The organism is Glaesserella parasuis (assembly GCF_017352235.1).
GTDB classification, from domain to species: domain Bacteria; phylum Pseudomonadota; class Gammaproteobacteria; order Enterobacterales; family Pasteurellaceae; genus Glaesserella; species Glaesserella parasuis.
The window spans coordinates 1,407,523-1,426,035 of record NZ_CP071487.1 but is presented as its reverse complement, the minus strand read 5'-3'; the positions used below and the strand labels follow the sequence as shown (position 1 = coordinate 1,426,035).

15 protein-coding genes and 1 pseudogene are annotated in these 18,513 nt (G+C 40.9%); 11 read left to right on the top strand and 5 right to left on the bottom strand.

Going from position 1 to position 18,513, the window contains the following annotated elements; all coding sequences use genetic code 11:
• Positions 1 to 110: 110 nt before the first annotated feature.
• The 7 genes and pseudogenes from J1G47_RS07145 to J1G47_RS07115 all read left to right on the top strand — a co-directional run bounded on the left by J1G47_RS07145 (position 111) and on the right by J1G47_RS07115 (position 9,720).
• On the top strand, positions 111 to 1,706 hold the full coding sequence (locus J1G47_RS07145; RefSeq protein ID WP_005712334.1) for a lactate permease LctP family transporter: 1,596 nt from the start codon (positions 111 to 113) through the stop codon (positions 1,704 to 1,706).
• Between the two features lie 211 nt (positions 1,707 to 1,917).
• A complete protein-coding gene (locus tag J1G47_RS07140; protein ID WP_005712335.1) occupies positions 1,918 to 2,649 on the top strand; it encodes a (Fe-S)-binding protein in 732 nt (243 codons plus the stop codon).
• A gap of 1 nt (position 2,650) precedes the next feature.
• Positions 2,651 to 4,056 (top strand): annotated as a pseudogene (locus J1G47_RS07135) (LutB/LldF family L-lactate oxidation iron-sulfur protein).
• A 4-nt stretch (positions 4,057 to 4,060) separates the two neighbouring features.
• Complete coding sequence (locus tag J1G47_RS07130) at positions 4,061 to 4,762, top strand: LutC/YkgG family protein (protein ID WP_012621863.1); 702 nt, start codon at positions 4,061 to 4,063, stop codon at positions 4,760 to 4,762.
• A 111-nt stretch (positions 4,763 to 4,873) separates the two neighbouring features.
• Positions 4,874 to 6,178, top strand: a complete 1,305-nt coding sequence (locus J1G47_RS07125) for an acetyl-CoA C-acyltransferase (RefSeq protein ID WP_207326539.1) — start codon at positions 4,874 to 4,876, stop codon at positions 6,176 to 6,178.
• 4 nt (positions 6,179 to 6,182) lie between these two features.
• A complete protein-coding gene (locus J1G47_RS07120; RefSeq protein WP_160414935.1) occupies positions 6,183 to 8,303 on the top strand; it encodes a 3-hydroxyacyl-CoA dehydrogenase NAD-binding domain-containing protein in 2,121 nt (706 codons plus the stop codon).
• A 49-nt stretch (positions 8,304 to 8,352) separates the two neighbouring features.
• Positions 8,353 to 9,720 carry a YdgA family protein gene (locus J1G47_RS07115; RefSeq protein ID WP_207326538.1) on the top strand — a complete coding sequence of 456 codons (1,368 nt, stop codon included), beginning with the start codon at positions 8,353 to 8,355 and terminating at the stop codon, positions 9,718 to 9,720.
• 45 nt (positions 9,721 to 9,765) lie between these two features.
• Here J1G47_RS07115 and ispA read toward each other — a convergent pair whose 3' ends face one another.
• Both ispA and xseB read right to left on the bottom strand, forming a co-directional pair.
• Positions 9,766 to 10,659: a (2E,6E)-farnesyl diphosphate synthase gene (gene ispA / locus J1G47_RS07110; RefSeq protein WP_005712343.1), complete on the bottom strand. Its 894-nt coding sequence runs from the start codon at positions 10,657 to 10,659 to the stop codon at positions 9,766 to 9,768.
• Complete coding sequence (gene xseB, locus J1G47_RS07105; RefSeq protein ID WP_005712345.1) at positions 10,659 to 10,883, bottom strand: exodeoxyribonuclease VII small subunit; 225 nt, start codon at positions 10,881 to 10,883, stop codon at positions 10,659 to 10,661. The genes ispA and xseB overlap by 1 nt, the downstream gene beginning before the upstream one ends.
• A gap of 101 nt (positions 10,884 to 10,984) precedes the next feature.
• Between xseB and J1G47_RS07100 the strand changes: the two genes are divergently transcribed.
• The 3 genes from J1G47_RS07100 to fdhE are packed head-to-tail and all read left to right on the top strand — an operon-like array spanning position 10,985 to position 14,682.
• A complete protein-coding gene (locus tag J1G47_RS07100) occupies positions 10,985 to 11,773 on the top strand; it encodes an MOSC domain-containing protein (protein WP_207326537.1) in 789 nt (262 codons plus the stop codon).
• Between the two features lie 5 nt (positions 11,774 to 11,778).
• Complete coding sequence (locus tag J1G47_RS07095; protein ID WP_005712347.1) at positions 11,779 to 13,719, top strand: LTA synthase family protein; 1,941 nt, start codon at positions 11,779 to 11,781, stop codon at positions 13,717 to 13,719.
• 42 nt (positions 13,720 to 13,761) lie between these two features.
• Positions 13,762 to 14,682 carry a formate dehydrogenase accessory protein FdhE gene (fdhE, locus tag J1G47_RS07090; RefSeq protein ID WP_021114980.1) on the top strand — a complete coding sequence of 307 codons (921 nt, stop codon included), beginning with the start codon at positions 13,762 to 13,764 and terminating at the stop codon, positions 14,680 to 14,682.
• Between the two features lie 108 nt (positions 14,683 to 14,790).
• On the opposite strand, the gene queA is transcribed toward fdhE, so the two are convergent.
• The 3 genes from queA to J1G47_RS07075 all read right to left on the bottom strand — a co-directional run bounded on the left by queA (position 14,791) and on the right by J1G47_RS07075 (position 18,034).
• Positions 14,791 to 15,876: a tRNA preQ1(34) S-adenosylmethionine ribosyltransferase-isomerase QueA gene (gene queA, locus J1G47_RS07085; RefSeq protein WP_005712349.1), complete on the bottom strand. Its 1,086-nt coding sequence runs from the start codon at positions 15,874 to 15,876 to the stop codon at positions 14,791 to 14,793.
• 101 nt (positions 15,877 to 15,977) lie between these two features.
• Complete coding sequence (locus J1G47_RS07080) at positions 15,978 to 17,042, bottom strand: AI-2E family transporter (protein WP_005712350.1); 1,065 nt, start codon at positions 17,040 to 17,042, stop codon at positions 15,978 to 15,980.
• 236 nt (positions 17,043 to 17,278) lie between these two features.
• Complete coding sequence (locus tag J1G47_RS07075) at positions 17,279 to 18,034, bottom strand: class I SAM-dependent methyltransferase (protein ID WP_021114979.1); 756 nt, start codon at positions 18,032 to 18,034, stop codon at positions 17,279 to 17,281.
• Between the two features lie 208 nt (positions 18,035 to 18,242).
• On the opposite strand from J1G47_RS07075, the gene J1G47_RS07070 reads away from it, so the two are divergent.
• Positions 18,243 to 18,467 (top strand): alternative ribosome-rescue factor A, encoded by a 225-nt coding sequence (locus tag J1G47_RS07070; RefSeq protein WP_005712352.1) that lies wholly within the window; start codon positions 18,243 to 18,245, stop codon positions 18,465 to 18,467.
• Positions 18,468 to 18,513: the final 46 nt, after the last annotated feature.

Sequence of the window (18,513 nt, the reverse complement as noted above, 5' to 3'; positions counted from 1 at the left end):
TGTGATTAATTTCACAATTTAATAACATTTTGCTTTTTTGTTTACAAATTTTCACTAGAATACGAGCCTCAATATGGACCTTTATGGTGTTTTCTTTTTTGAGGTATTTTATGGCTCTGTTTCTCAGTATTTTTCCTATCGTTTTACTGATTTATTTAATGGTAAAACGCAACGCATTACCTTCCTATGTCGCTTTACCATGGATTGCGGTAGTGGTGTTAATTATCCAGCTAATCTATTTCGGCACCGATATTCAAACGGTCAGTGCGAATATTGCTTCTGCCTTGATTGCGGTACAAACACCGATTACCGTCATTTTCGGTGCAGTGCTTTTCAACCGTTTTTCAGAAGTATCCGGTGCAACCGATGTGTTGCGTAAATGGTTATCGAATATCAACCCAAATCCTGTGGCTCAGTTAATGATCATCGGTTGGGCATTTGCCTTTATGATTGAAGGAGCGAGTGGTTTCGGTACACCTGCGGCGATTGCAGCACCGATTTTAGTCGGTATCGGTTTCCACCCGCTTAAAGTGGCAATGTTGGCATTAGTGATGAACTCCGTACCGGTTTCATTTGGTGCGGTGGGTACGCCGACTTGGTTTGGTATGGGAGCGTTACAATTAGGTGAAGAGCAAATTTTAGAAATCGGTTCTATCACTGCATTTATTCACTCTATTGCCGCATTTATCATTCCAGTAATGGCATTGCGTTTAATCGTGAGCTGGTCTGAAATTCGTAAAAATATCGTGTTTATCTACATCAGTATTTTTGCTTGTGTGATCCCTTATTTCCTAATTGCTCAATTAAACTACGAGTTCCCGTCATTAGTGGGCGGTGCAATCGGTATGGTGATCTCTGTTTTAGTGGCAAACAAAGGTATCGGTTTAGCGAAAGTGGATAATACCGTTGATAGCAATGCCGTAACCACTGCACAAGTAGTGAAAGCTTTATTTCCGACAGGTTTATTAATTGCGATCTTAATTGTAACTCGTATTAAACAGTTACCATTAAAAGCAATGATGAACGATGCAACTTCTTGGTTCAGCGTAAAATTAGGTTCGCTTGGTGTATTCGATATTAGCCACGGGTTAATTTTCAGCTTAAAAGAAATTTTCGGCACAACAATTAGCTCAAACTACAAATTGCTTTATGTGCCAGCATTAATCCCGTTTGTGATTACCGTATTAATTGCAATCCCTGTATTTGCCGTATCAGCGAAAAATACCAAAGAGATCTTCGCAACAAGCTTAAAACAAACGAAAAACCCATTCTTTGCGCTTGTGGGTGCGTTAATAATGGTAAACTTAATGCTTGTAGGCGGTGATGGTTCAATGGTGAAAATCATCGGTCAAAGTTTCGCACAAGCAACAGGGGAATACTGGACTATCTTCGCCTCTTATTTAGGTGCTGTGGGGGCGTTCTTCTCAGGTTCAAATACCGTATCGAACTTAACCTTTGGTAGCGTACAGCTTTCAACAGCAATGGAAACAGGATTATCTGTGAGCCTAATTCTTGCTGCACAATCTGTGGGCGGTGCGATGGGTAATATGGTGTGTATCAACAACATCGTAGCAGTATGTTCGGTATTGAACATCAATAATAAAGAAGGTGAAATTATCAAGCGTACGGTTATGCCAATGTTTGTTTACGGTGTAATTACCGCACTTTCAGCACTCTTTATTGTGCCGTTGTTCTACAATGTGTAATCTTAGGTGGGGTATTACCCCACCTTTCGTTTTTAAATGTTGAAGAACAAGCGGAGTATTGTGATAAAAATTTGGCTATATATTTGAGAGTAGGGATGCCAAGCGTGGCGTCCCTACAATATAAAAAGATTTACAACATAAATGCCAAAAAATTTGTAAAATCCAACCGCTTGTTTTAGCTTTTTTACTATTTTTATTTATTGGAGTTTTTATGAACGTGAATTTTTACGTCACCTGTATTGCCGATATCGTCAAAGCAGGTGTTGCCAAAAATAGCGTGCTATTGTTAGAAAAACTGGGTTGTAAAATCACTTTCCTTGAAAAACAAGGATGCTGTGGACAGCCTGCAATTAACAGTGGTTATACAAAACAAGCCCTTGAGGGAATGAAAAAGTTAGTGGAAACTTTTGAAGTCAATGATTATCCAATTGTTGCCCCTGCAGGTTCTTGTGTTTATGCAATTAAAACCTATCCTGACCATTTTGAACGCTTTGGCGAACCAGAGTGGGCGGCTCGTGCGAAAAAAGTCGCTGACCGTTTTCACGATTTAACAGATTTTATCGTCAATAAACTGGGCGTTACCAATGTCGGTGCAACCTTAACAGGCAAAGCTGTTTATCACCCGTCTTGCAGTTTGTCGCGTAAATTAGGTATTGTGAATGAACCAATCACCTTATTACAAAACGTCAAAGGCTTAGAGTTGTTACCAATTCAAAATCAACAAACCTGTTGCGGTTTCGGCGGGACTTTCTCGGTCAAAATGGCGGAAATTTCAGGCGAAATGGTCAAAGAAAAAGTCGAGCATATTGCTGATGTTGAACCAGAATACTTGATCGGTGCAGATGTGAGCTGTTTGATGAACATCGGCGGACGTTTAAGTCGTGAAGGGAAAAATATTAAGGTAATGCATATTGCCGAAGTATTAATGCAGGAGGGCAAATAAGATGTCACTGAAAACCAGCAATCTTGCCTTTAAAAAACGCGTGGACGATCAAATCCACAACGCAATGATGCGTAAAGCGGTGGTAAAAGCCCAAGAAACCATCGGGGCAAACCGTCAAAGAATGGTGGACGAACTTGGCCACTGGGAAGAGTGGCGTGACGCGGCAAAACAGATCCGTAATCACGTTCTTGCCAATTTAGACGCCTATCTCTACCAATTAAGTGAAAAAGTGCAACAAAACGGCGGTAAAGTCTTTTTTGCAGAAACTGCCGAAGAAGCGACCGCTTATATTCGTCAAATTGCCTTAGAAAAAATGCTAAGAAGATCGTTAAATCCAAATCAATGGTGACAGAAGAGATCGGCTTAAACCACGTTCTTGAAAACGAAGGCATTAAAGTGGTTGAAACGGACTTAGGCGAATATTTACTGCAAATCGTTGGCGATAAGCCATCTCACATCGTTGTACCTGCAATTCACAAAGATCGCTATAAAATCCGTCAAGAATTACACGAACAACTGGGCTATAACGGCTCAGAAACGCCAGAAGAAATGACCGCCTTTGTGCGTCAAGTGATCCGCAAAGATTTCTTAGAGGCAGACATCGGTATTAGTGGCTGTAACTTTGCCGTAGCAGAAACAGGTTCTGTCTGTTTAGTGACCAACGAAGGTAACTTACGTTTAGCGACAACGGTGCCAAAAACTCATATCGCTGTAATGGGTATGGAGCGTCTAGCCCCAACTTTCCAAGAAGTTGATGTGTTAATCACAATGCTAGCAAGAAGTGCGGTTGGTGCAAAACTTACTGCCTATAACACTTGGCTAACAGGACCACGTCTTGAAGGAGAAACGGACGGGCCAGAAGAGTTCCACTTAGTTATCGTGGATAACGGACGTTCAAAAATCCTTGAAAGCGAATTTAAAGAAGTTTTACGTTGTATCCGTTGCGGTGCGTGTTTGAACACTTGCCCTGCGTATCGTCAAATCGGCGGACACGGCTACGGCTCGATCTATCCAGGTCCAATTGGATCGGTGATCTCGCCATTACTCGGTGGCTATGAAGAATTTAAAGAACTGCCTTATGCTTGTTCACTTTGTACCGCTTGTAACTCTGTTTGCCCTGTAAAAATTCCTCTGGCACAACTGATCTTAAAACACCGTGAACATATCGCTCAAAATGGTATGACCCCAGCAGCAGAGCGTTTGTCGATTTTCGGTTTCAACTTTGCTAACTCGCACCCAACTTTATGGAAAGTCGGGGTGAATATCGGGGCAAAAGTGGCAGGTAAATTCATCAAAAACGGCAAAGCACCAATTCAAGTGGGAGCGCTTGCAGAATGGACAAAAGCCCGTGATTTACCGTCAGCCGAAGGCGAAAGTTTCCGTGAATGGTTCAACAACAGAGGATAAGAGAATGGATTTACAAAACCGTGAAAATTTTCTAAATAAACTGGCGGAAAGAATGGGCAGACCGCGTCAGCTCGTGCCTGAACCAATGCCGAAATTAGTCAATGATTATCCAACGACACGCTTAACGGATCGCACTCAAGCTCAATTAGTCGAGGAATTTGTTAGCTTTGCTAAAGTGATGATGACCGATGTGGCGGTGGTGAAAGAAGAAAATCTGATCGCAGAAGTGACCGCTCTTTGTGACAAATATGGCGGCGGCTCGGTGATTATTAATAACGACAGCCGTCTAGTCGATTTAGGCATTACACCAGCATTGCAAGCTAAATACGACAGCTATGTTTGGGATCACAATTCAGATGGTAGTGTTAATATCGACAAAGCAGAAAAAGCCAATATCGGCGTGGTTTACGGCGAATACGGCTTAACAGAATCTGGCGGTATTGTACTGTTTTCAGATAAAGAGTTTGGACGTTCAGTCAGCCTGTTACCTGAAAAATCCATTGTCGTCTTGCGTGCCAGCACCGTGTTACCCCGTGTGGCACAGTTAGCTAAAATCCTACACGACAAAGCCCAACAAGGCGAAAGAATGCCATCTTGCGTAAACATTATTTCAGGGCCAAGTGCTACGGCAGATATTGAGTTAATCAAAGTTGTCGGCGTACACGGACCTGTGAATAAGGTTTATGTGGTGATTGATGATCTATAAATAAATTGTTACTGCGAATGGAATGGTTCAATCAAATGTGATTGAGCCATTTTTTATTCTAGATAAAGCGTGATAAAATCCGCATCATTTCTATCTTGAATTATCTATAAAATGGCTAAACAAAATCTCTTAACGGCACAAGGTGAGCGAGTGGCGATTGTTGCTGGATTACGCACACCTTTTGTTCATCGTGATACAGGATTTAAATCTTCCTATGCAACAGATTTAGGCACAATGGTAACAAACGAGCTACTTAGTCGTACTGCCGTTGATCATCAACATATTGAACAGCTCGTCTTTGGGCAAGTTATTCAACAGCCTGATATTCCTAACCCTTCTCGTGAGATTGCCTTGGCGTTAAATATGCCTTATGTGCAGGCTTATACTTTAAGTAGCTCTTGTTTATCTGGGTTGCAAGCGTTGGTGAATGTCGCCGGCAGTATTATTAGCGGTTCGATTTCTGCAGGAATTGCAGGGGGAACGGACTCGATTTCTAATGCCCCTTTTAGTATCAGCCCTCGTGTTATTCACAAGCTCAAGGCGATTTTTAATGCGCCAACCTTAGATGATAAGTATCGCTTGTTCCGTGAGTTTTCGTGGAAAGAGCTTAAACCTCACGGGGTTAATCTCAAAGATTATATGACCCAAATGTCCGTGGCGGAAATTTCTGAGCAGATGGCTCAGCAGTTTCACATTAGCCGTGAAGCTCAGGACGAATATGCGTTAAATTCACATATCAAAGCTCAGAATGCGTGGAAATTGGGGCTGTTAAAAGATGAAGTAATGCCTTCGTTTCCTCGTCCTTATACCGATTTTGTGGTATCTGACAGTTTGATTTCCTCTGCCACAAAAGCGGCTTATTATGAAAAATTTTCGCCGTTAATGAATAAGAGCTATGCAACAGTCACAGAAGCAAATATGCCACGACCTGTAGATGGAGCGGCGGCGGTGTTACTGATCAGAGAGCAAAAAGCGAAAGAATTAGGTTTAGACCCGTTAGGCTATATTCGTAGCTACGCCATTACAGGCAATGATATTTGGCAAAATATGTTTATGGGGGCGACGGTGGCAAGCTATCTTGCCCTTGAGCGTGCAAATGTGACCTTGTCTGATTTGGATTTTATTGATATTCACGAAACCTCTGCCAGCCAGATGCTGGTGAATATGAAGCTGTTTACTTCAGATGATTTTGCTAAAAAACAGCTTAATCGTTCCGCTTGTATTGGGGAAATTGATCCTGAGAAGTTGAACCATTTGGGCGGTTCTATTGCTTTTGGTAATCCTCGTGCGGCGACCAGTTTACGCATTTTAATTCAATCATTGAAAGCGTTGAAACGTAAGGGAGGTGGATTGTCGTTGATTGCCTCAAGTGGATTAGGTGGATTAGGTTCTGCAATGATTTTGGAAAGCGAGTAACAGTATGACAACACAAGCACAATATATCTCACCTTTTCACGTTGAGATTGATGATAATCGAATTGCCATTGTTCGTATTGATGTAAAAGGTAAATCGCAAAACTGGTTGCCTGAGCCGTTTATCGAAGATTTACGCGATGTGATGGGTTCTGTGATTTATCAACAGGCTCGAGGCGTGATTTTTGTTTCGGGTAAAACGAAAGGTTTTATTCAGGGGTATGATCCTGATTATTTGCGTGGTAAAAATGATGAGCAGTTGAAAACCTTATCTCATAATGCTCAGTTAGTAATGCGTGAAATTAATACGCTCAAAATGCCTGTGGTTGCAGTGATTGATGGTGGCTGTTATGGCGTGGGGCTAGAGCTGGCGTTGGCGTGTGATTATCGTATTGCCAGCGAGGAAAGTTATACCAAATTTGCAATGCCACAAATTCGTTCGGGGATTTTGCCTTTTGCTGGGGGGACACAGCGTTTGCCTCGTTTAGTCGGCTTGCAAAATGCAGTCACAATGCTTTTATCTGGGCAGAAAATTGGGGTGGAAAAAGCGTTAAAAATTGGTTTGGTGGATAAACTTATTCCTGCTAGCAATCTATTTGAAACGGCATATCAGTTGTTGCTTAATCATAAAGTGCAAAAAATTGACCATAAAAATCCGCTTGATAATGTTAAAAAATGGCGTAAACAGCTTGAGGGCAATAAGTTTATCCGTGAAAAATATTTGGCTCATATTGAAAATCGAGTGTGGGATAAGGCTTTTGGCAACTATCCTGCAGTTGAGGAAATGTTGGCATTGTTAAAAGAACCACATTTTAAAGCTGGGTTAGCTTTAGAGCAAAATGCGTTGGTGAAGTTAATGCACACGGAGCAAGCTCAGGTATTAATGAATTTGAAGCAGACTGAACGAGCAATGAAAGAGCAATATCAGCACTTGGCTCAGGTGCGAGATGTGCAACAAGTAACGGTGTTGGGCAGTGGCTATATGGGAGCAGGTATTGCTTACTTGACGGCAAATAATGCTCAAATTCCTGTCAGAATTAAGGATATTCACCCGTCAGAAATTCAAAAAGCGTTGCAGACTTGTTATGGCTTAATGCAAAAAGCAGTGAGTAAGAAACAGCTTAGTCACGGTGAAATGATCCAACGAATGAATTTAATTACGGGCGGTGAACGCTTAGTTGCGGCGAAATCGACAGATTTTATCGTTGAAGCGGTTTATGAGAAATTAGAACTCAAACAGCAAATGGTGCAAGAGAGCGAAAATTATTATGATGAAAATGCGATTTTTGCCACAAATACCTCAACCTTTGCAATCCGTGACATTGCTTCTGTCGCCAAACGCCCTGAAAATGTAATCGGTTTGCACTATTTTAGCCCTGTGACTAAACGTCCGATGGTGGAGATTATTCCGCACGAAAAAACTTGTCAGCGAGCGGTTTCAACGGCAATTCATTTTGCGATCCAGCAAGGAAAAATTCCGATGCTTGTCGCAGATAAAGAAGGGTTCTTTATTAACCGTATTCTTACGCCATTCTTGCTTGAAGCCATTGAGTGTTTATCCGAAGGGGAAGGGATCGAATTTATCGATCGTGCCTTACAGGAATTTGGCTTTAAGATCGGACCGCTTGCAATGATCGATGAAATTGGCTTGGATATTATTGTTAAATCTAATCCTGCAATGGTGAGCGAATTGGGTAAACGTTTCGCTTTACCGACGGTTATTGAGCGTTTGACGGGAGATGATCGTAAAGGGCGAAAAAATAAACGGGGCTTCTATCTCTACGACACAAGAGGGGCACGCACTCAAGAGGATAAAAGCATTTATCACACGATGGAAACCATTATGCGAAACGATATGGAAGCTGAAGACATTGCCCGTCGTTGTGTATTGAGAATGTTAAATGAAGCCTGTTGGTGTTTACAAGATCAAGTTATTCGTTCAACTGATGAAGGTAACGTTGCTTCTGTATTTGGGGTGGATTTCCCTGATTTCCGAGGCGGTGTGTATGCCTATATTAACAAGATTGGGGCAAAAGAGCTTGTTCGCCAGTTACGCAAGCATACGCAACAATATGGCGAGCGTTTTACGCCTTGTGAGTGGTTAGTAGAAAGAGCGGAAAAGGCATAACCAAAGGCTTTCTATCACTTTACTTGAGAGATAATAAAGAGGAACAACGATGAAATTAACTAAAATTACCCTTGCTCTGGCTGGCATTCTTGGCGTTGCTGTCGTTGGGGGCAGTTGGTACACTGGACTACAAGCAGAACAACACTATCAGCAATTGGTGCAACAAGGTAATCAAAGCCTTAAATCATTGAAGATCTATGGCATAGATGCAGAAATTAAAGATGTTAAATTTGAACGTCATTTTTTCAGTTCTGATGTGAAATATACCTTAGAGGTAGGAACGGTTGATGAACGTTATCAGCTACAAGGCGATGATAAACTCTTTCACGGTCCATTACCGTTAAATCGCCTTAGCCAAGTGAACTTAATGCCTGCAATGATGAGCGTTGAGAGCAAACTTTATTTACCTGAAAAATTCAAGCTACAGACCCCATTTACCGAAGGGCAAACGGATATTAGCCATGCAGGTAATTTAAGCGGTGAGTTTAGCCTCAATGCTTTCAAAGGTGAAACTTGGGATCTTGCAAAGACCCAGATTGAGTTCGAGTACGATTCAGCACAAAAATCGGGGAAATTCAGTAGCCAAATTCCGTCCTATCAATATCAAGATCAAACAAATACTAGGATAGAAATCCAAGATACCCTTTACAAAGCGGATTTTACCTCAAATGAGAAATATCCAGAGCTTAGTTTGGGTAATTATGAGTTCAGTTCTAAAATGGTTCGTTACTCGTCTGACGGAAAAGCACCTTTTGCTTTCACAAATCTTTCCAGTCAGGGTAAAAATACGTTAGAAAAGGATCGCTGGACTTCAACGGGTAGCCTTACTGGTGAGTTGCTCGCTCAAGATAAACTTAACTTAGGTAAGCTCAACATTGATAGCTCGGCAGAGCTTGATGCAGAGAGTGCTAATGAATTAATGCATTATGCCTCTTCCTTGGAAAAATTAGAATCTGTGGAAGCTGGCGATGTGGTGTTATCACTTCTTAACAAATCACCTAAATTACAAATTAAAGAACTTAGCTTAGAGAATGCGAAAGGGAAAAATAGCCTATCTTTAAATCTAAATTTAGATAAATTTGATCCAAGCCAATTCAATGGAATGGAAGATGTTCTAAAAATCTTTAAAGCGTCTGTGTTAGAAACTCAATTCAAGTTACCTTCATTAGAATTATTCATGGCACAGCTAAATCAACTAGATGGTTTCCCGAAAGAAGACGCTGAACAGAAGGCAAAACAAACGATCAGTGAGTTTGCCTATCAAGCTCAAGCCAGCTCATTAGCTACTTCGGATAAAGATAGCCTGAAAATGAAATTGTCCATTGATCAGGGAAAAGTCAATTTGAATGGCAGAGATGTTCCTGAAGCTGCAGTGCAAGGGGCATTGTTTATGATAATGCTTGGGTTAAATCATTGATAAGTAAATAGGCATAAGTACTACTCTTATGCCTGTAAACAGGGGTTAATTTTCACGTTTCACAATAAATTCAGCCAAAGCAACAAGAGCCGTAGTATCAAAAGGCAAGGTTTCTAGTGCTTTTAGGGCTGTCTGGTAGAGGCTCTCCGCTTTTTGTTTCGCTCCCTCTAAACCCAGCAGTTTTGGATAAGTGCTTTTATCCAACGCTTGATCTGAACCTGCGGTTTTACCAATGACCTCACTATTACCAATCACATCAAGAATATCGTCTTGTACTTGGAAAGCCAGCCCGATTGCTTTAGCATATTGCACAAGTTGTTGTTTAATCTGATGATCTTGGGCGTAAGCGGATAGATTAAATCCCATCATTACAGAGGCAAGGATCAACGCCCCGGTTTTATTACGATGAATACGTTCAAGTTCATCAAGGGCAATGGCTTTATGCTCAGATTGTAAATCTAAACTTTGCCCCAAACACATACCTTTTGCCCCAGCGGATTTTGCAAGCCACTGCATTTGTGCCACCTTCTGCTCTGCGGTTAGACTTGGGTCAAACGCTAGTAATTCAAAGGCAAAACTTTGTAGTGCATCGCCAGCCAAAATAGCTGTTGCTTCATCAAAAGCAATATGGCAAGTTGGCTTGCCTCGACGAAGGGTATCATTATCCATTGCAGGTAAATCATCGTGAACCAATGAATAGGCGTGAATGGCTTCCATTGCCCCTGCTGAATGGTCAAGTTGAGCAAGTGGTACGCCTAGCATTTTCCCTGTAGCATAAATTAAGAAAGGGCGAACTCGTTTGCCACCAAGCAAAACAGCATAAGACATCGCGTCAATAAGCGGTGTGTTGTAGGCCGGATATTGCGAAAGTTGCTCGCTTAGAAAATGGTTGATACGTTGTTGATATTGACTTAATTCAGCGAAAAGGTCGTAATTCATTATGGGTAATCCGTAAGATCTGCGTGTTCATTTTTTTGTAGCAAAATTTGGATACGTTGTTCCGCTTTTTGTAAGCGTTCTTGCCCTTGTTGCACCAATTTTACTGCGGTTTCAAACTCATTTAAGGCTTCTTCTAAAGGAAGATCGCCCGTTTCAAGACGATTGACGATTTCCTCAAGCTCTTTGAGTGTGGTTTCAAAATCTAGGGTAGGTTTCTTTGCCATAGTCTATTCCTTTTCAAATAATCCCGATATTTTACTTGAGAAAGATATAAAAGTAGATGATTTTCTGCTATTGTTTATCGCCTAAATTTAGAGGGGAGCTTATGCAAGTCACACAAATTTGTCTTTATCCAATTAAATCCACTAAGGCGTATCGGGTAGAGCAGGCTTTTGTTTTACCACAAGGGCTGAATTTTGACCGTGAATTTATGATTACCGAAGTAGATGGAACTTTTATCACGGCTCGTAAAGAGCAGATGTTATATCGTTTAGCGGCATTTCCTATTTCAACGGGGATTGTTATTCAATCTGATTGTGGCGAGCGGTGTGTGGCACGGTATAATGATTTTACGCAACAGCAATCTAGCGAAGTGTGGGGAAGTCATTTTCCATCTTGGGTGGCGAATAGTGCAGTAAATCAATGGTTAAGCCAAAAATTTGGGCGTGAAGTTCAGTTACGTTGGTTAGGCGAACAGCCACAACGAATGGTAAAACATTGTGAACCTCAACCGTTAAGTTTTGCAGACAGTAATCCGCTTTTATTGGTATCTGAGCAATCCTTAAAACAACTACAACAATGGTCGCCTGTGCCTGTTTCAATGGAACAGTTTCGAGCAAATGTTGTCATAGATGGTATTCAAGCCTTTGAAGAAGAAAGGTGGAAGCAGGTGAAAATTGGCACAGTAGAATTTGAGGTAGCTCAACCTTGCACACGCTGTATTTTAATCACCCGAGATCCACAGACCCTTGAATTGGATCCGAATGCAGAACCTTTTCGGACCTTAAAACAACACCACACCAATGAGAAAGGCAAGCCTATTTTTGGAGTACATTTAGTACCACAAACAAGCGGTGTTATTCGAGTTGGGGATTACGTTACAATTTTAGAGTAATTTTTATGCAAAAAAATACCCGATTTATTTTGTTTCCGATTTTTTTCTTTATCGGATTAAATCTCATTATTTTCAGTCTATCACGCCTTGGTTTATCCCTCTGGCAAGCAGATCGTGTTTCTGCGGTTGATGGCTGGCTTCCTCTTTTCCTACAAGGCTTGCGAATGGATATTGTCTCCATTTGTTATCTCTTTGGCGTACCAGCATTATTTACGGTGTTATTGGTGCATAACAATGGGTTAGGCACACTTTGGAAAGGTATTTTACGCGTTTGGCTTACGATAAGCAGTGTGTTTATTCTATTTATGGAAGTCGCCACCCCTGCGTTTATTGAAACCTATGATTTCCGCCCAAATCGCCTATTTATTGAGTATCTACTTTATCCAAAAGAAGTATTTACAATGTTAGCCAATGGGCATTTGACTGCAGTGATTAGCAGTTTGGTTGCAACTACAGTCGCAGGCATTATTTATTGGAAGCTGTCTGGCTGGGCTGTTCAACATCTGCGTTTACCTAGCTGGAAACTGCGTCCTGTAATGGCATTGTTGATTATTACTGTGGCGTTTGCTGGGGCAAGATCATCATTGGGACATCGTGGCATTAACCCTGCAATGGTGGCATTTTCAAGCGATCCGCTGGTTAATTCATTGGTTCTCAATTCAGGCTATTCTGTATTATATGCCGTACAACAGCTGAAAGATGAAGAAAAATCTTCAGAGCAATATGGCAAAATGTCTGAACAAGAGATGTTTGAGATTGTAAAAAATAGCCGTAATCGCCCCGCTTCTGATTATATTTCAACGGTTATTCCGACATTAACCAAGAATGTGGCAAGCTATCAAGGTAAGCCTAAAAATATCGTTATTGTGCTAGAAGAAAGTCTTGGCGCTCAGTTTGTCGGCACATTGGGCGGTAAGCCACTTACTCCTGAATTTGATCAACTCGCTAAAGAAGGTTGGTTGTTTGAAAATATCTACGCAACAGGCACACGTTCTGTGCGTGGTATTGAAGCTGTTACTGCAGGTTTTACACCAACGCCAGCGCGTGCAACAGTGAAATTAACCAAAAGCCAAAACGGTTTCTTTACCATTGCAGAATTATTGCGTCGTCAAGGTTACCGCACCTCTTTCATTTATGGCGGTGAAAAACATTTCGACAATATGGCGAGCTATTTTTATGGAAATGGCTTTGAAACCATCATTGATGAGAAAGATTATAAAAATCCAAAGTTCGTTTCCACTTGGGGGATGAGTGACGAAGATTTATTTGATAAAGCACACGAAACCTTTACCGAATTAGCAAAAGGCGATAAACCGTTTTTTAGCTTAGTCTTTACTTCAAGTAACCACGATCCATTTGAGTTCCCAGACGGTAAAATTGAGTTGTTTGATAAAGAGAAACAGACCCGCAATAATGCGGCAAAATATGCGGATTATGCGTTAGGGCATTTCTTCAAATTAGCAAAACAATCAAATTATTGGAAAGATACGGTATTCCTTGTCATTGCTGACCACGACTCGCGAGTAGCGGGTGATAGTCTTGTGCCGATCAAACATTTCCATATCCCAGCCTTAATTTTAGGGGAACATATTGAGCCTCGCCGTGATAATCGTTTGGTCAGCCAAATTGATATGCCAACGACATTGTTATCTGTCGCAGGCATTAGTGGCGATTATCCGATGATTGGCTTTGACTTAACTCAAAATGTCGATCCAAATCGTGCGTTTATGCAGTACGACCAAACGCAAGCAATGATGAAAGGCAAAGATGTGATTATTCTTAAGCCAAATCAATCTCCTCAAGGTTATGAATATGATAAAGCGAATGAACGCCTTAACCCAAAAGAGCAGTCTGAAGCAATGAAAAAAGAGGCACTGGCCCACGCATTGTTAGGCAGTTATTTATATAAACATCAGTTATATAAATTGCCGAAAGATGTTGAATAGCAAGTAATATTTAATTTTTAGTAAATATAGGTATAAAAAATTATGAGTATTCGTATTTTACCCCAAGAAGAAATTCAACAAGCTGCAAGCTCTTTTCACAATCCGCCGTTGTTGTATGCCAATCCTAAAAATTTATATGCTCGCCGAGCTAAACGTTTAAGACAATTGGCTGAACATAATCCTTTTGGGGATTATTTGGAATTTGTGGCAAATATTGTCGAGGTTCAGCTTGATTTATTAGAAAATCAGCCTATTGCAAATAGAGTGGGCGAACTTACCGCTTATTTGGAAGCTCATCAGGGAGTGAAGCCTTTGGATGTGAAAACCTTTAAGCGGTCAGATGAGTGGCAGAAATTGCTGTTGGCGTTTATTGATAAGTTTAAGCCTTATGCGTCGGATACTGTGTTGGCGACATTGGAATGGTTAGAGAAAGCCTCAAATTCTGAGCTTGAAATGCTGGCGGATCATTTGTTGAATGAGCGTTATGAAGAGGTGGGCGCAGACAAGGCGGTTTTCTTATGGGCGGTCTTGTCGCTTTATTGGGTGCAATTAACTCAGCAACTTCCTCGCAATACCAAAGCGGAGTACGGTGAAGAACGCCATACTTGCCCTGTGTGTAACTCTGCCCCGATTGCCAGTGTGGTTCATTTTGGGGAAACGCAAGGTTTACGTTATTTGCACTGTTCTCTATGTGAAAGCGAGTGGAATATGGTGCGTGCGAAGTGTAGTAATTGTGAGCAGACAGGCAAGCTCGATTACTGGAGCTTAGACAGTATGGACGCAGAGGTGAAAGCGGAAAGTTGTGGTGATTGTGAGAGTTATCTGAAAGTGATGTATCAAGATAAAGATCCGCATGTTGAGCCAATCGCCGATGATTTAGGTACGATTTTCCTTGATGCTGAAATGGAGCAAAAAGGGCTGGCACGCAGTGCGATTAATCCTTTTTTGTTTCAAGTAGAATAATTTTTATACATATTTATTGACTACATAGCAACTGTGTAAGAATACAGTTGCTATAAGTAGAATCTAGGAAGCGTGGTGGGTAGCGTAAATTTCTAAGCGTTTTCGTTTTTAGGGAACATCCCCCAACGCATTTTCATTTTTCGTGATAAACATTGCGTCACCGTAGCTAAAGAAACGGTATTGACTTTCAACGGCGTGTTGATAAGCGTTCATACAGTTTTTGAAGCCGGCAAAGGCGGAAACCAACATAATTAGGGTGGATTCCGGCAAGTGGAAGTTGGTGACTAGGGCATCAACGATACGGAATGTTTTTCCCGGGTATAGAAAAATTGCCGTGTCTGAATAGAATGGGGCGATTAATTTGCCTTCTTTTTCTGCCGCTTGTGCTGCACTTTCGATAGAGCGAACAGAGGTTGTGCCAACGCAGATCACTCGTTTGCCTTGTGCTTTGGTGGCAAGAATTTTATCGACCACTTCCTGCGATACTTCGGCATATTCTGCGTGCATTTTATGTTCTTCAATGGTTTCTACTCGCACTGGTTGGAATGTGCCAGCCCCGACGTGTAAGGTAACAAAGGCGGTTTGTACTCCTTTTTCTTGCAGTTTTTGTAGCATTTGATGATCAAAATGCAAGCCAGCCGTTGGGGCTGCAACTGCACCTAACACTTTGCTATATACCGTTTGATAACGCTCTTGATCGGCATCTTCATCGGGGCGATCGATATAAGGCGGTAGTGGCATATGTCCTGCCTGTTGTAGCAGATCGAATAAAGGCTGTGACGCTTCAAATTTCAGCTCAAATAACGCATCGTGACGAGCCACCATTATCGCTTTAAAGCCATTTCCTTCACCTAATTTATCTTCCCCTAGAAAGATTTCAGCATTCTCTTTCGGGGCTTTTGATGAACGGATATGAGCTAAACAGCGATGTTCGTCTAATACACGTTCCACCAACACTTCTAACTTACCGCCACTGGCTTTGCGTCCATAAAGGCGAGCTGGGATAACACGGGTGTTATTAAAAATCAGTAAGTCACCACTATGGATATGTTCAAGTAAATCATTGAATTGTTGATCTTGATATTCGCCTGTATTACCGTTGAGATAAAGTAAACGGCTTGCACTTCGTTCAGCCGTTGGATAGCGAGCGATAAGTTCATCAGGTAGGTCAAAATGGAAATCGGTTACACGCACAACAGTTCCTTAATTAATCAAATAAAGCGGGACACTTATGAAGTGTCCCTAGTTAAATTTATAATTTGCAAATTTATAGTGAAATTCAACCGCTTGCAAGCCTAAGATTGCGATTCTTCTACATTAGGCAAGGCATTAATCACCGCTTTGACTAAAGTTGCTAATGGAATGGCAAAAAATACCCCCCAGAAGCCCCAAAGACCGCCGAAAATAATTACGGCAACGATGATCGTTAATGGGTGTAAATTTACCGCTTCTGAGAATAAAAATGGCACAACAAGGTTACCATCTAAAAGTTGGCTAATCACAAAAGCAAGTAGCAAGTAGTAGAAATCAGGGGATAAGCCAAATTGAAAGAGTGCAACTAACGCAACAGGAATTGTCACTAATACCGCACCAATATAAGGCACTAATACCGATAAACCGACCGCTACTGAGAGTAACAATGGATAGCGTAAATCAAAGAAAAGGAAAATAATATAAGTTACAACGCCAACAATGAGAATTTCTAAAAATTTCCCACGAATATAGTTGGCGATTTGTAATTGCATTTCCCCCCAAACACGAGTAGCAAGGTGGCGGTTTTTAGGCATAAAACGTAGTGCAGAACGCATAAACAACGTTTTATCTTTGAGTAAGAAAAAGACCATTAATGGTACTAAAAACGCATAAATACCTAATCCGACAAGGCTAACAAGGGAGTTGAATGAAAACGACAATAAGGAGTCGCCAAAGGTAAGAATTTTAGTTTTTGCCGTTGCCATTAGGGAGTCGAGCATTGCATAGTCAATCAATTCTGGATAGTGTTCTGGCAGAGCCTCAAGCCACGCATTGAGCAAGTTAAACATACTCGGCAGGTCTTTTAGGAAGGTCACTGCTTGGTTCCATAGACTTGGAAGCATTACCACAAACAAAAAGACAGAGAGAGAAATAAATCCGCCTAAGACAATCACTAAGCTGAGCATTCTTGGTAATTTGAGTTTGGTGGTTAGAAAGCGGATAGGCCATTCTAAAAGGTAAGCAAAAACAATGGCAATCAAAAGGGGCATTAAGAGATCACTGAAAAAGTAGATCGTTCCAAAGCCGATAATTAAGATGGCAAGAAGTGCGACAATTTGTGGATCAGTAAATTTCTGTTTATACCAATCCTTGAACATTTCAAACATAATCTATCCTGTCGTGTTTTGCGTTTATTTATTGTTATGATGATAAAAAAAAGGGGCGTTTAATGTACCTACTATGGATCACTGACAAATATCAATTAACAAGATAATGTTGTTTTGTTGTGGTAGGGACACACTGCGTGTGTCCGTTTTTAAGGTAAAGATAAAATATCTCGTACCCTTACCACAATGGACACGCTCAGCGTCTCCCTACATTTACCTCTTTTTCGTTATTTACATTATTTTTGACTACAAACCGCAATAAAGCCTAGTTGATTTTCAGGGTCATTAAAGGTCTGGAACATTTTCTTGAAAGTATCACGGTTTTCCGGTTTTAACGCATTACCCACCACTTTCATTGCCCCTAAAACCCCTTCATCTTGAATTAACCCTTTTGGAGATAACAAGCTCATCTCACCACTAAAGGTTTCAACATTGCGGAAGCCACAATGAAGGAATGTATCTTTCCAATCCTGCTTATTTAAGGGTGCTACGGTGATATTAATCGCATCACGCAACTTAGCGATCACCTCTTCGCTGTTATCGCCATTGAGCAGTAAATCGTGGGTAAGTAATAAACCGTTTGGCTTTAATACTCGCAGATATTCACGAATTGCCTTTTCTTTGGCTTCTTGCGGTAGCATTGTCAGCATTGCTTCGTTGATAATAATGTCGAAACTATTATCTTCAAATGGCAGTTTGGTTGCATTGGCACGTTGAATTTGCACTAATTCTTCAACTTTATGCTCTTTAATGTTGTGTTGTGCTTTTTCTAGGGCTTCTTCATCAAGATCGATACCGATCACTTGGCAACCAAATTGTTGAGCAATTTCGATTGCGGTCCTTCCCATATTACAAGCAACTTCAAGCACTTTTTTATCTTTCCGAAAATCGCCATTTGCAATGAGCCAGTCCGTTGCCATTTTGCCACCTGGGCGTAAACGTGTTTTACCCAAACGAGCTAAGAAATGGTGTCCAACTTCTTCTTTTTTCATATTCACCTCTTTGGATTTTGTAAAATTCTGCTTAATTCAGACCGCTTGCATTGAAAAGAAGTTCAATTTAGGCTGAATAACGCCGTAGATTATACCGTTTTTTTATCTGTGCATATATACAATTAAACAGAAATTTGGCAAAATTTCGCACATATCTTCCAACAACACTGAAGATATACCATTCTTGTTTTAACAAAAAGGAAAAATAATGAAAAAATCAACAAAATCAGAATGCTACGCCCATCAGCGTGGTGAAATTCAAGAAAGTGCAATTAAAGCACTAGTGACGGATAAACTGTTTAGAAGTCGAGTAGAGCAAAACCGCAAAGGTAAAGGAAGTTATCAGCGTAACGCGAAACATCGCAAAGGGGAAAACCCATTTAAAAGTGTTCAGCAGAATGTTTTTAAATGGGTTTTTCTTATCCAGAATTAGGGTTGTTTAATTTGGTATTATGTAGCAGTTGTATAAATATCTTAAT